The organism is Actinoplanes italicus, assembly GCF_003001815.1.
GTDB lineage: Bacteria > Actinomycetota > Actinomycetes > Mycobacteriales > Micromonosporaceae > Actinoplanes > Actinoplanes italicus.
The window spans coordinates 115,692-128,046 of sequence record NZ_PVMZ01000013.1 but is presented as its reverse complement, the minus strand read 5'-3'; the positions used below and the strand labels follow the sequence as shown (position 1 = coordinate 128,046).

General features: G+C 70.5%; 11 protein-coding genes. 3 read left to right on the top strand and 8 right to left on the bottom strand.

Translation table 11 applies throughout. From position 1 onward, the window contains the following. Positions 1–325 precede the first annotated feature (325 nt). Positions 326–706 (bottom strand): hypothetical protein, encoded by a 381-nt coding sequence (locus CLV67_RS28925; RefSeq protein ID WP_146169330.1) that lies wholly within the window; start codon positions 704–706, stop codon positions 326–328. 452 nt (positions 707–1,158) lie between these two features. Between CLV67_RS28925 and CLV67_RS28920 the strand changes: the two genes are divergently transcribed. Beyond that, the gene (locus CLV67_RS28920; protein ID WP_106323923.1) at positions 1,159–1,869 is read left to right on the top strand and encodes an SDR family oxidoreductase; all 711 of its coding nucleotides are present in this window, start codon (positions 1,159–1,161) and stop codon (positions 1,867–1,869) included. Positions 1,870–1,917: 48 nt separating this feature from the next. Here CLV67_RS28920 and CLV67_RS28915 read toward each other — a convergent pair whose 3' ends face one another. Further along, the gene (locus CLV67_RS28915; protein WP_106323921.1) at positions 1,918–2,715 is read right to left on the bottom strand and encodes a calcium-binding protein; all 798 of its coding nucleotides are present in this window, start codon (positions 2,713–2,715) and stop codon (positions 1,918–1,920) included. Between the two features lie 211 nt (positions 2,716–2,926). Here CLV67_RS28915 and CLV67_RS28910 point away from each other — a divergent pair, with 211 nt between their 5' ends. Continuing rightward, positions 2,927–6,058 (top strand): AfsR/SARP family transcriptional regulator, encoded by a 3,132-nt coding sequence (locus CLV67_RS28910; RefSeq protein ID WP_106323919.1) that lies wholly within the window; start codon positions 2,927–2,929, stop codon positions 6,056–6,058. A gap of 40 nt (positions 6,059–6,098) precedes the next feature. Here the strand turns inward: CLV67_RS28910 and CLV67_RS28905 are convergent, their stop codons facing one another. From CLV67_RS28905 to CLV67_RS28885, 5 genes are all read right to left on the bottom strand, one after another. Further along, positions 6,099–6,596, bottom strand: a complete 498-nt coding sequence (locus CLV67_RS28905) for a calcium-binding protein (RefSeq protein WP_170154042.1) — start codon at positions 6,594–6,596, stop codon at positions 6,099–6,101. Positions 6,597–6,764: 168 nt separating this feature from the next. Then, positions 6,765–7,205: a hypothetical protein gene (locus CLV67_RS28900; protein WP_146169328.1), complete on the bottom strand. Its 441-nt coding sequence runs from the start codon at positions 7,203–7,205 to the stop codon at positions 6,765–6,767. Between the two features lie 391 nt (positions 7,206–7,596). Beyond that, positions 7,597–8,910 carry a lipase family protein gene (locus CLV67_RS28895; protein WP_106323913.1) on the bottom strand — a complete coding sequence of 438 codons (1,314 nt, stop codon included), beginning with the start codon at positions 8,908–8,910 and terminating at the stop codon, positions 7,597–7,599. Between the two features lie 124 nt (positions 8,911–9,034). After that, positions 9,035–9,226, bottom strand: a complete 192-nt coding sequence (locus CLV67_RS28890; RefSeq protein WP_106323911.1) for a hypothetical protein — start codon at positions 9,224–9,226, stop codon at positions 9,035–9,037. A gap of 117 nt (positions 9,227–9,343) precedes the next feature. Beyond that, positions 9,344–10,609 carry a glycosyltransferase family 39 protein gene (locus CLV67_RS28885; RefSeq protein WP_239166559.1) on the bottom strand — a complete coding sequence of 422 codons (1,266 nt, stop codon included), beginning with the start codon at positions 10,607–10,609 and terminating at the stop codon, positions 9,344–9,346. A gap of 171 nt (positions 10,610–10,780) precedes the next feature. Here CLV67_RS28885 and CLV67_RS28880 point away from each other — a divergent pair, with 171 nt between their 5' ends. Beyond that, positions 10,781–12,037 (top strand): multidrug effflux MFS transporter, encoded by a 1,257-nt coding sequence (locus tag CLV67_RS28880; protein ID WP_106324241.1) that lies wholly within the window; start codon positions 10,781–10,783, stop codon positions 12,035–12,037. Here the strand turns inward: CLV67_RS28880 and CLV67_RS28875 are convergent. Then, positions 12,011–12,313, bottom strand: a complete 303-nt coding sequence (locus tag CLV67_RS28875; RefSeq protein ID WP_146169327.1) for a hypothetical protein — start codon at positions 12,311–12,313, stop codon at positions 12,011–12,013. The two genes, CLV67_RS28880 and CLV67_RS28875, sit on opposite strands and share 27 nt — an antisense overlap. Positions 12,314–12,355 lie beyond the last annotated feature (42 nt).

Sequence of the window (12,355 nt, the reverse complement as noted above, 5' to 3'; positions counted from 1 at the left end):
TCGACGATGCCGCTGGTTGCAGGCTTCATCAACCAGGTGGACAGGAGACAACTGCAGCAGAAATGGTCTGGCGATGCCAGGGCGTACGAAGCTGAGTTATGGCGCCGCAGGAATTCTGGGAACAAACGCCGACGGACCATTCTTGCCTGTGTCGCCTTCTGGATCCTGCTGATGGCGCTTGGTGGTGTCACCGTGGGCGGCACGGCGGTCGCCATCCTGCTCCATGGCGGACTGGGTCTTGCCCTGCTCGCATGGGGAGTGTTCACGTTCGCAACCTGGCTCAGCGACTGGCGGCAAGAGACCGACGCCGCCTGCCGACGCGCAACTAGCGCAGACCCTCCAGGATGCGCCGCAACCCGGCTCCCTTCTGGTTCACGATGAGCCTGCCCCGGCTTGCCGTCAGCACGCGCTCGGGGCCGTCGCTCCACTCGATCTCCCAGGAGTGGTCGGCCAGCAGGAGTTCCTCGTCGGTTGCCGCGCGTACGCCGCTGTACGAGGCGGTCGTGTCCTGTTGGAGCGTGTACCAGCCGTACTCGATCGAACCGTCGTCGCGCAGCCGCAGCGAATGGCCCTCCTTCACCTTCGTGTAGGGCTCCTTGAGGAACTCGCCCGAGGTGAACCGCTGGCACAGATGCCTGAACGCCGGCTGTGGCTGCGGCGGGCTGGAGAAGAACGCGCGCCACCACGATACGCGGGGTGCCGGCATGGCGGGAAAGATCCGGGCAGCGGTCGTTTTGGCGAGGCCGCGCAGCGCGGCTGCATTCAGTGTTGTGTTCTCGTATGTCATCAGCGGGCTAACCGTTGATGCTGCGCCATTTGCGTAGCGCATCCTGTTCGGATTCCCGGTCGGTATACCAGGAGACTGTGATGCGATTACACATGATGCACCTCTCGCCCTGGGACGGTTGCTGCTGGCGGCGGCAATTGCCGCAGAAGTAAACCTCGTTCATACCCTGGATCTCCTCGATCGCTGACCCGGCAACAGGAAAGGTATACCAATCGACGCCTTCGCTCGGAAGCCGTTATGCCTCCTATCCGGACAGATCTGCCCGGTCGATAGCACGAGCCGCCGGAAGTACGACCGCGTCCGGCTGCGACATGGTGACCTGGCTCGCATCGCTTGCCTCTGACATCAACGTCAGGTCTTAGCGTCGCAGCATGCAGATCAACGGAACAAAAGCCCTCGTCACCGGCGCCAACCGAGGCCTCGGCAAGGCGTTCGCCGAGGCTCTCCTCGCTCGCGGCGCCACCACCGTCTACGCCACCGCGCGCCGCCCCGAGAGCATCGACATTCCCGGCGTCGTACCCCTGCGGCTGGACGTCACCGACCAGGCGTCCATCGACGCCGCCGCGGCCGAGGTCGGCGAGCTCGACATCCTCGTGAACAACGCCGGCATCTCCACGGACGCCCCGCTGCTCGGCGCCTCCACCGAGAACATCCGCCGAGAGTTCGACACCAACTTCTGGGGCACCCTCAACGTCACCCGTGCCTTCGCGCCCAAGCTCGCCGGCGGCGCCATCCTCAACGTCATCTCGGCGCTGAGCTGGTACGCCTTCGCGCCCTCCAGCAACGGCTACGCCGCCTCCAAGGCCGCGGAATGGTCACTCACCAACGGCATCCGGCTCGAGCTGGCCGACCAGAAGACCCAGGTCACCGCCCTGGCGCTGGCCATCGCCGACACCGACATGATGGCCGGGTACGACATCCCCAAGCTCCCGCCGCACGAGGTGATCGCCACGGCCCTGGACGGTCTGGAGGCCGGCGCACTCGAGGTGATCGCCGACCGGCCCACCGCCAACGTCAAGGCCTCGTTGTCAGGCGACCCGGCCCTCTTCTACGCCGACATCCCGGCCGCCCTCTTCGGCTGATCCACCGGCGGGCCCCGGCCCGATCGCCGGGAGCCCGCCGGCGGCCTGTCAGCAGCTGACCTGGATCTCCGTGCTCGGGGAGCACACGTCGAGCAGGCCGGGACCACCGTCACCGAGGTCGCCGGATCCGGCCTGACCGGACAGAGCGTCGTTGCCGTTGCCGCCGAGCATGGTGTCGTCGCCGGGGCCGCCGAAGAGGTCGTCGGGGCCGTCGCCACCGGTGAGGGTGTCCTCGTCCTCGTTGCCGTACAACTGGTCCGTGTCCTCGGCCCCCTCGATCGTGTCCTTGCCGGGCTCTCCGTACACGGTGTCGAGGCCCGGTCCAGCGTTGACGATGTCGTTCTCGGTGCCGGCGCAGATCAGGTCGTCCTCGTTGTCCCCGCTGATCACGTCGATACCGCCACCGCCGAGGATCCGGTCGCCGCCGCTGCCGCCGTTGACGGTGTCGGCATCCGGGCCGGCGATGATCGTGTCGCCGTCGTTGCCACCGTCGACGGCATCGGCCCCGGACCCGGCATCGATCCCGTCCTGCCCGGCGCCGCCGAACAGCAGGTCGTCGCCGGCACCCCCGATGATGACGTCGTCGTCACCGAGCCCGAAGATCCTGTCGTTGCCGGCGAGACCGTCGATCACGTCCACGGCCGGGGTACCGAAGATCACGTCGTCGCTGTTGGTGCCCATGATCGTGATCGGGGACGGATTGACGGCGAACTGGCAGGCCGGGATGGCGGGCTCGTCAGCCGCGGCGGTGGTCCCGGAGCCGGCGAGCAGCACTCCGGTCGTGAGGAGAGCCGCGCCGGTCAGCGCCGGCACGCGGAACCGCGTCCGAACCTCGGTGAGTCTCATGCTGTCTCCCTGTCTTCCTGTCTCCCGCGGCATCGCGGAGGATCGCTCGGCGCGACCGGCCCGTCGCGCGGCCACCCTCGCTGGGTGGCGGACTCACCGTCCGCTCCGGCGTCACTGCTGCGTCAGGATCGCGTCAGCATGACCTCACGCCAGCTGTCGCGTTTCTCCCACTCGCCTGGCCCGCCGGACATCGCTGGGTGACCATTGCCCCATGGCGTCATCACGGCGTACGCGAGGTTGCCGGCTGTTCGTCGCGGCGGCGGGATATGGCAAGACGACAGCGCTGCAGGCGGCCTTCGCGGACGGACCGGTCGCGTACTACACGGCCGACGCCATGGTGGAGTGGCTGGCCGGACCCGGAACGACTCCGCTCAACGCGGACAGGGCCGGGATCGAGGCCGCCCATGTCGTGGTGGACGACGTGGGTGAGCTCCCGGCGCCCGCATTACGGCAGCTCTCACGCCATCTGACCGAACTGGACGACGGAGTGGCCGTGTCGCTCGGTTCCCGTCGGCCCCTGGCCGCGTCCGTGCTCACCGCGCTGCCCGGGCGGGTCATCGAACACGGTCCCGCGCAACTCGCCCTGGCCTCCGACGAGGTGGCCCGCGTCCTGCGAGACGAGCACGACGTCGTCGACGCTGACGTCGCCGCCCTGGTGTACGACCTGACCGCCGGATGGCCGGCCCTGGTGCAGTTCGCCGGCGACGCGGCGGCGCGCCACGGAGCCGACCGGCAGACTCTGCTGGACGCGTTGACCGAACCCGGCACGGCGGGCGCGACCTGGCTGTCGGAGAGCGCGCTGGCGGGCCTGCCCGTGCGGCCCGCCGCGCTGCTGGACGCGGTCGCCGAACTGGACCCGATCACCGCATCGCTGTGTCTCGACATCGCGACGTACGAGGCGCCCTCACCCGGTGCCCGGATCGCCGACACTCTCGACTGGCTGGCCCGCACCGGATTCCTGGTGCCGCTCCCTCAGCCCTCCCATGGACCGCACGAGCGGGCCTACCGCGTCGTACCGGTGGTGGGCGCCATGCTCGGCCGGCACCGGGTCGCCACGGCGCCGGCGTCGGCCGTGACCGCCAGGCAGGACCGGTTGCGTACGGCGGCCGCCTGGTACGGCGCGCACGGGTACCCGCTCGCCGCGGCCCGGACCCTGCGGCGGAGCGGGGACCGGGAGGGCTGGTCGACGCTGATCCACACCCGGGCCGACGACATCCTCGCGGCCGGTGGCGCTGCCGAGCTGGCCCAGGCGATCCGGTGTGTGCCGACGGCCGAACGATCGGTCCGCCTGCAGCTCGTGCTCGGCGACGCCTTGCGGATGACAGGGCGCACCGCAGAAGCGCTGCGGGCGTTCGAGCCGCTGGTCGCACGGGCGGATCGGACCGGTGTCTGGCCGGCCGCCCTGGTCTGGCGAGTGGCCATGGTGGAGTACATGCGCTGCGACTATCCGGCGGCATTGCGCCTCTGTGACCGTGTGACCCCACCCGAGGGCCAGGGCGCCGACGCCGCCTTCCTGGAGGCCTGCCGTGCCAGCGTTCTGGCCAGGCTGGGCCGGTCGGAGGACGCGGGCACGAGCGCGACTCACGCTCTGAGGCTGGCGACGGCGAGCGGTTGCGACCGCGCGCTCGCGGCAGCACACATCGCGGTGGCGTTCACCTCGGTCGGGGCTCGCCGCGAGGAGCATCTCGTCGAGGCCCTGAGCACCGCCGAACGCGCGGCCGATGTCGTCCAGCTCGCTCGGGTGCTGGTCAACCAGGTGGTCGGCCTGCTGCGGCAGGCCCGTTACTCGTCGGCGCTCGACATCGCGTTGCAGGCGGTCAGGGCGGCCGAGCTGGGGAGCCCACCCGGGCTCGTCGCGGTGGCGCTGTCCAACGCCGGTGAGGTGCTGCTGCGGCTGGGCTCTTTCGACGACGCCGCTCTGTTCTTCGAACGTACCGTGTTGATCTCGCGGCGGGCCGGCCTCAACCGCGCCGCGATGGGGCTGTCCGGCCTTGGGGAGATCGATCGCCTGCGAGGCCGCCGGGAGCAGAGCCGCACCGCCTTCGAGGAGGCTGTCGAACTGGCCCGGGAGACGGCCGACAACCAGGTGCTCGTGCCGGTGCTGGCCCGGCTCACCCGCGTCCTGCTGGACGGGCCCACCGGCGACCTGCCCGCGGCTCGCCGGGCCGCCGACGAGGCCGAGGCGGTCGCGCCCGCGCTGCTGCTGGCACACGCCCACGTCGCCCGCGGATGGGTCGCACTTGCCGACGGCGACCTCGCTCTGGCACAACAGCGCGCCGAAGTGGCCGTCCGGTCGGCCCGGAGCAGCCGTCGGGCAGACGCTCTCGCCGAGTCGCTGGAGCTGGCGGGGGCCGTCGATCCCGACCGGGCCGCAGCGCGGGCGGCGTTGCAGGAAGCCGAATCGATCTGGCGGCGGGCCGGCGCGCTCCCGGCCGCCGATCAGATGCTGGTGTTGCTGGGCCATCTGCCCGGCAGCGACACCGATCAGCGTTCCGCGGCGAAACTGGCCGCCGAGAGGCTGCGGTCATGGGGAATCCGGGCGGCCGCCGGCTCCACACCGCTCCCGGCGCGCGGGGTCTCCGCCCCGGTCCGCGTGCGATTGCTCGGCACCTTCGACGTCCTCGTCAACGGTCGATCAGTGCCGCTGACGGCCTGGCGCTCCCGGCAGGCCAGGTCACTGCTCAAGATCCTGCTCGCCCGGCGGGGCAGGCCGATCGCCCGAACCGAACTGGCTGAGCTGCTGTGGCCCGACGACGACGCGGAACGCACCGGGCACAGGCTCTCGGTTCTGCTGTCCATCGTCCGTATGGTGCTCGACCCGACCAAGGCATGGCCGTCCGATCGGTACATCCGGGCGGACATGGTGGGGATTTCGCTCGACATCGGAAACATATCCATCGACGTCGAAGATCTCATGAGTGACGCTGTGCACGCGGCACAGCTCGAACGCTGCGGCAAGATCGAACAGGCCCGCGAGGTCCTGGCCGACGTCGACGCCGCCTACGGCGGCGACGCGTTCAGCGACGAGCCGTACGAGGACTGGGCTCGCGGGCTGCGCGAGGAGGCGCGCGCGGTATGGCTGCGCGCGCTCCGCAGATTCGCCGAACTGAGCCGCACGGCCGGGGACGGCGATCAGGCGGTGGCCAGCCTGGTGCGACTGCTGGCCGCCGACCCCTATGACGAGCCGGCGCACCACGCGCTGGTCGAGGTCCTGGTGAACACCGGACGCCACGGCGAGGCCCGCCGGGCCTTCGCCCGGTGGGTCCACGCCATGCGAGCCATCGGCGCCCCGAGTCCGGATCGAGGCCTCCTACGCCCGTCGGTGGCCGTGAGCCGCCGGTGAGCCTGGGCCCGAACCGTTCCCGGTCAGGTGCGCCGCGCGTTCACCGGGGTTCGTTGCAATCCGGGCCGTAGTACTCGTAGGCCGGGCCGAAGTACTCGTAGGCGCCGAGCACCGGATGCGCGGGCACCATCTCCTCCACCACGCAGTGGTTGTTCCCGGGTCCGACGTAAACGACGTCGTCACCGTCGTCACCCGCCAGGTAGTCGTCACCGTCCTCACCGGTGAGGAGATCGGCGCCGGGGCCACCCATCAGCATGTCGGTACAGTCACCGCCGAAGAGCACGTCGTCCCCGCCGCCTCCGTAGATCGTGTCGTTGCCACCCATCCCGAAGATCTTGTCGCTTCCACCGAGGCCCTTGATCGTGTCGTCCATCTCGGTACCCAAGATCACGTCATCGCCCGAGGTGCCGAGAATGGTGGATCCGGTTGCCGGGCGGCACGCGGGCGCGGCACTGGCCGGGGCCACCACCACGAAGGCCGTGCCCGCGGACGCCAGCACGGTCACCGACAGAACCGCGACTCTGCTACGCCATGTCATCGTCAGACTCCTCTGTCCCGGGCCGTCGGCACGGCCGCGCGAGCAGGGTGGCATCCGCACGTCATCGTGGCGTCACAACGGCGGGAGGATGGGGCCCGCAGCCGGCATCCCGTGGGAAGCCCTCGCCGCGCCCGGCGCCGAGGGCTTCCCTGCCGACGGGAGCCGGCCTCAGCTCACCGAGTACGTCAGGTCATAGATCGAGTCGTTGTCGCTGAACGTACGGACCGCGTTGGTGACCGTCGTACAGCTGAAGGTCTCCCTCTCGACCGTGTGGTTCGCCGGGAACTTGTCCAGCACCAGCTTGACGTCCATGCTGCCGACGTACCCCATGGTGGGGTTGCCGAAGTTCGACGCCTGGCGAACATCGTTGAGCTGGAACGCGACGCCGTTGTTGCCGGCCGGGAACCACGTCGTGTCCACCTTCAGGAAGACATAGTCCGTGCCGCCGTCCTTGTCGAGGTTGCGGGCCTTGAGCGAGACCATGGTGAAATCGCAGCCGACGGCGGCGAGCGCCGGTGTGGCCACCGTGCCGGCCGAGCCGACGGCCGCCACCATGAGGCCGGCGAGGAGCAGCCACCGCGACCGTGATCGCCTTCGTGGGTCGTTCATCAGAACCTCCATGACGCCCCCTCCAGACCCTCCGGAGCGGACGAGGTCCACTCTGGGCAGCCGGATCATCGCCGCCTCACGACGACGTCACAACGGTCGGCCCGCGGGGCCTGGTGCCCATGTCCGCACGAGGCGGTGAGGGGAACAGCTGTCCGCCAAGAGCCACACGCACGGGTTTCGCGTGTGCTCCCGAGATCGCCAGCAACGACGGCCCGGTCCCACCCAACGAAGCCCTGGACGCCCACCGTCGCCACCGCGACGTCAGAGTCGCGCACAGCAGCTACGTGTGACCTCGCCGCCGCAGCACCGGACCCACCACAACGCCGGCTCTCCGACCCGCCAGGGATCGTCACACCCGTCCATCCCGGCGGGCCGTCGAGTTTCGCGGACGCTACGACAGGGCCGAGCAGTCGGCGTTCGCGGGACTGCCGGCCATCCGGGCGCTGAGCCAGTCCACGGCCGGGCCCTGGTCGGTGAGCAGCGGGCCGAAGTGGTTGAGCAGCTTGCTGGCCGTCTTCGGAAGGTTGACCGGGGCGTACACCACCGCTGCGCCGAGCGCGCACCAGGAGGCGGCCATCAGCTTGGCCTGGGCGTGGGTGACCAGGTTGTCGTTGACGCCGGTGGCCACCCGGACCACCCCGGACGGCTTGCGCGTGCCGATGAGCTGCGAGTCGACGTAGGCGCGCAGGTCCGGTTCGGCGGTGATCACGGTGGCCAGGCTCTCGCCGTTCCTGGTCCACGAGGTGCTGCGCTTTCCGGCGTAGCCGAAGATCGCGTCACCGACGCACATCGTGGACAGGTCGGCGAGGGCGGCGCGCCCCGCGTCGCTGAGGTAGCGGTCGACCAGCGGCCGCAGCGACGGGTTCGCCTGCACGAAACCGTTGACCGACCAGCCCAGCGCCCCGGCGAGTTCACTGCCGTCGATCGCCGCGGTGACGGCGGCCAGGTCGGCGGGAGGGGCGCCGGCATACGTCGCTTTCAGAAGGACGTCGGGGGCGTACGTCGAATGCAGTTCCGCCGCGGCGGCGACCGCCCCGCCGCCCTGGCTGTAGCCGTACAGTCCGACGGCCGAGGCCGCCGTGAGCGAGGTGCCGGGCAGCGCCTTGGCCGCCCGGGCCGCGTCGAGCACGGCGTGGCCGCCGTCGACCCGGTTGACGTAGGTGTGCAGGCGATCGGGCGTACCGAACCCGATGTAGTCCGTGGCGACGACGGCGATCCCTTTGGCGAGCAGCCGGTACATGGCCAGGACCTCGTAGCCGATGGACACGGTGGTCTGGTTGCCGAGGCCCAGGACCAGGCCGCGCTGCAGCGCCAGCGAGGTGGAGCACTGGTCGCCCTGACCCATCGTGCCGGGTGCGAGGACCACCAGCGGCCGCGGCCCGCTCCCCCGCCACCGGGCGGCCGGCTCCACGTAGGCGCCGGTCACGGCCACCGGCTGTCCGCTGGAGTCGGTCGACTTGTACATGATGCGGGTGGCCCGGCCGGGCAGCGGGCCGGTGATGCCGGGCAGCGACAGCGCCAGCGGCAGCCGCTCCTTGCGTATCAGGGCGCCGTCGGCGGCGGGCAGGCCGGCCGGCGGCGTGTAGAAGGCCGGAATGGTCACGCCGCGCGACGTCGCGGCGTGGGCGGGCGTCGCGGTGGCGGCCGCGACGGCGGTGAGCGTGAGGACGGCAAAGACGGAGAACATGCGGGTACGCACGGACATGGACCCCCTCCGATGACTCGATTCCAATCGATCGACGCCGATGGAGCAACCGCGGTTACCGGAAGGTAACCAGCAGAACCGAGACATTCCAGAGGGGCGGATTCTCACTCTTGGGGCGGGGTGATCACTGTCCGGGAATCGCGCCGGTCACCGGGCCGTGCGGGCCGGCCCACGATGGCGGCTCGATGACGATTGCGGACGCGACACCCTCGGCTCGCCAGGAGACGGCCGCCTGCCCGGCCCGTGGTGACCGGCATGCGCCGGCCACCGCGACCAGGCACCCGACAACCGCGGCGACGATACGACGAGTGACCATTGGCACACGATCCATCGGCGCTCGTCATCACGAAATCCCACGGAGGAGGCGGTACGCACATCGGGTAACCGTGGCGTCTGCCGAACGAGTGCCCCGCGTATCACCTGACCGGAGGGCTCAGATCGCCTGCCCGGAGATGAACGGCAGCCACCCCGCGTACCAGCCCGAGAGCAGTGCCAGCACGGCCAGGACGACACCCAGATCGCGGCGGCGGAGCCGGGCCAGGGCGAGCGCCGGGATAAGCAGCAGCGGGAACGCCGGCAGCATGTGCCGCCCGAGCATCGACATGTGCGCGTGCGAGAAGATCGACAGCACGAGCGTGACACCGGCGAAGACGGTCAGCGGCCATGGTGCACGTCCGAGCAGCATCACGAACAGCACGACGAACCCGATCATGAAGATCATCGACAGCACCCGGATCGGCTTCTCGGCGTTGTCGCCGTCCACCCCGATCAGGATGTCGGTCGCCATCGACCAGGTGTTCCGTCCGTAGTCCCAGCGGGCACCGAAGGTCTGATCGTGGATCTCGAAGTACCGCGAGACGCTGCCGAGGCGGTGCGACGCGAACGCGAGATAGGCCAGCAGGCCCGCGGGGGCGAGGACCATGGCGGCGTACGGGCGCCAGCCGCCCCGCCGGGAGAGGGCCGCGATCAGGGCGGCCAGTCCGACGGTGCCGATCAGGGCGGCGGCGGTGGGCCGGCTCAGTCCGCTCAGGCCTGCCAGCACCCCGGCGAGCACCCAGCGCTCCTTGAGCACGGCGTAGAGCGCCCAGGCGGCCAGCGCGGTGAACAGCGACTCGGTGAACGCGCCGTTCTGCGTCATCGCGGCGGGAGCCACGGCCCAGACCGCGACCAGCAGGATCCCGACCTTGTGACCGCGGATGTGCCGGCCGATGGCGTAGAGGCCCCAGGCCGCGGCCACGGACGAGATGAACGAGATGATCAGGCAGGCGGCGACCGGCGAGACGAACGGGAGGTACGTCAGCGGGCGGGCCAGCATCGGGTAGAGCGGGAAGAACATCAGGCGCAGCTCGTACGGCACGCCGTCCTCGTCGACCGCGCCGACCGGGCCACCCAGCCCCTGCGCGGTGATCTTCGTGTACCACCGCGCGTCCCAGGAGACGAGCGCGTCCATGATCCCGGTGAAGCCGCGCCACTCGTTGTTGATCGTGCCGTCCGGGTAGACCTGGCGGCCCGGCGAGCGGAACGCGGCGTGCGACGCCAGGATGTGCATGACCTCGAGGCTGAACAGGCGCAGCATCAGGTAGAGGCCGATCGCGGGAGCCGCCGCGACGGTGGCGGCACGGAACCGCGACCGCCGGTCCGGGCGGTCGTCCTCCGCGTTGTCGGCGCGAGCCAGCGCGACGTCGGAAATGGCGGTCACCCCTCCCTGGACGGGAGCGCTCCCATAACCCTTGCGCCCCGCATGAACTCGACAGCCGCCCGAGGCTATCGCATCGCCGGGAGCGCATTGTGACGACTGTTACCAACTCCGCGGTATCGGAAGAACCCCGACGCGGGACAACTTGTCGAAGAAGTGGCCGTGACCAGCTCCATGCCCCAGTCCCTGTCGCCCGGCGAGCAACTTCCGCTCGGGCGCCGCTTCCGTATCGTCCTCGTGCTCGGCCTGCTCACCGCGCTCGGGCCGCTGACCATCGACATGTACCTCCCGTCGCTCCCGACGATCACCACCGACCTGCTGACGAGCGCCGCGGCCGTGCAGCTCACGCTGACCGGGACCCTGGTCGGACTGGCGTTCGGGCAGCTTCTGGTCGGGCCCCTGTCCGATGCCTTCGGCCGACGCGGGCCACTGCTCGCGGGCATCTCCGTACACGTGCTCGCCTCGGTCTTCTGTGTCATCGCCACCGACGTGGTGACGCTCGGCGTGCTGCGGGTGCTGCAGGGCCTGGGCGCCGCGGCGGCCGCCGTCGTCGCGATGGCGATGGTGCGAGACCTGTTCAGCGATCTGGCCGCGGCCCGGCTGTTCTCCCGGCTGATGCTGGTCGTCGGAGTGGCCCCGATCCTCGCACCGACCATCGGCGGCCTGGTGCTGAACTGGACGTCGTGGCGCGGCGTCTTCGTGGTCCTGACCGTCATCGGCGTCACGATCGCCTCGGTGTCCGCGCTGGTCCTGCCGGAGACCCTGCCCGCCGAGCGGCGCCGCAACGGCGGCGTGCTCGGCACGGTCCGCGACTACGGGCGGCTGCTCACCGACCGGGTCTACGTGGGCCTGACCCTGGTGGCGGGCCTGGCCATGGCGGCACTGTTCGCCTATGTGAGCGGTTCGTCGTACGTCTTCCAGGACGACTACGGCATGTCCGAGCAGCAGTTCGCGCTGATCTTCGCGGGCGGCGCGGTCGGCCTCATCGGCGCCACCCAGTTCAACGTGCGGCTGCTCCGCCGCTGGACGCCCCAGCAGATCATGAGCGGCGCGCTGCTCGCCGGTGTCGCGTTCGGCCTGGTGTTCCTGGTCCTGGCGCTCACCGGGGCCGGTGGCCTGCCCGGCATCCTGATCCCGCTCTGGCTGGTACTGGCCATGGTGGGCCTGGCCATGCCGAATGCCCCCGCCCTGGCGCTGTCCCGGCACGGCGAGGCGGCCGGCACCGCGGCGGCCCTGCTCGGCGCCGTGCAATTCGGCGTCGGCGCCCTGGCCGCGCCGCTGGTGGGCGTGCTCGGTGTCGGCGCGATCGCGATGGCCGTCGTCGTCTTCGGCGGCATGCTGGCAGCGACACTGGTCTACTTCCTCGTGGTGCAGCCGCACCGGCTCGAGGTCAACACGTCCGAGTCACCCGTCGCGGTCGCCGTCCACTAGCAGTTCGGTTCTCAGCAGTGCGCCGGTGACGATGGCGGCGGTCCGCTCCGTCCACTGATCCGGCGTCCAGCCGCAGGCGTCGGCGTACTGCGGGTAGGTCTCGACGTTCATCAGGACGAAGGCGATGTCCCGGGCCTGGTCGGCGTCCAGACCGGGCCTGAGGGCGTCGCGGCCGGCGAGCAGACCCGCCAGCATGCCGTGAGCGCTGCGGGTCTGCTGCTGATTCGTCTCCCACGGGGCGGCCAGTTCCGGATCGGTGCCGGTGGCCCCTCGCATCACCCGCATGAGCGGCGCCACCCGGTCGATGACCAGGCGCCC

Excerpts from the sequence above, each read along its gene's own strand:
- CLV67_RS28925 (WP_146169330.1), bottom strand. The coding sequence starts at position 706 with ATGCCGGCACCCCGCGTATCGTGGTGGCGCGCGTTCTTCTCCAGCCCG.
- CLV67_RS28920 (WP_106323923.1), top strand. The coding sequence starts at position 1,159 with ATGCAGATCAACGGAACAAAAGCCCTCGTCACCGGCGCCAACCGAGGC.
- CLV67_RS28915 (WP_106323921.1), bottom strand. The coding sequence starts at position 2,715 with ATGAGACTCACCGAGGTTCGGACGCGGTTCCGCGTGCCGGCGCTGACC.
- CLV67_RS28910 (WP_106323919.1), top strand. The coding sequence starts at position 2,927 with ATGGCGTCATCACGGCGTACGCGAGGTTGCCGGCTGTTCGTCGCGGCG.
- CLV67_RS28905 (WP_170154042.1), bottom strand. The coding sequence starts at position 6,596 with ATGACATGGCGTAGCAGAGTCGCGGTTCTGTCGGTGACCGTGCTGGCG.
- CLV67_RS28900 (WP_146169328.1), bottom strand. The coding sequence starts at position 7,205 with ATGAACGACCCACGAAGGCGATCACGGTCGCGGTGGCTGCTCCTCGCC.
- CLV67_RS28895 (WP_106323913.1), bottom strand. The coding sequence starts at position 8,910 with ATGTCCGTGCGTACCCGCATGTTCTCCGTCTTTGCCGTCCTCACGCTC.
- CLV67_RS28890 (WP_106323911.1), bottom strand. The coding sequence starts at position 9,226 with ATGGTCACTCGTCGTATCGTCGCCGCGGTTGTCGGGTGCCTGGTCGCG.
- CLV67_RS28880 (WP_106324241.1), top strand. The coding sequence starts at position 10,781 with ATGCCCCAGTCCCTGTCGCCCGGCGAGCAACTTCCGCTCGGGCGCCGC.
- CLV67_RS28875 (WP_146169327.1), bottom strand. The coding sequence starts at position 12,313 with ATGCGAGGGGCCACCGGCACCGATCCGGAACTGGCCGCCCCGTGGGAG.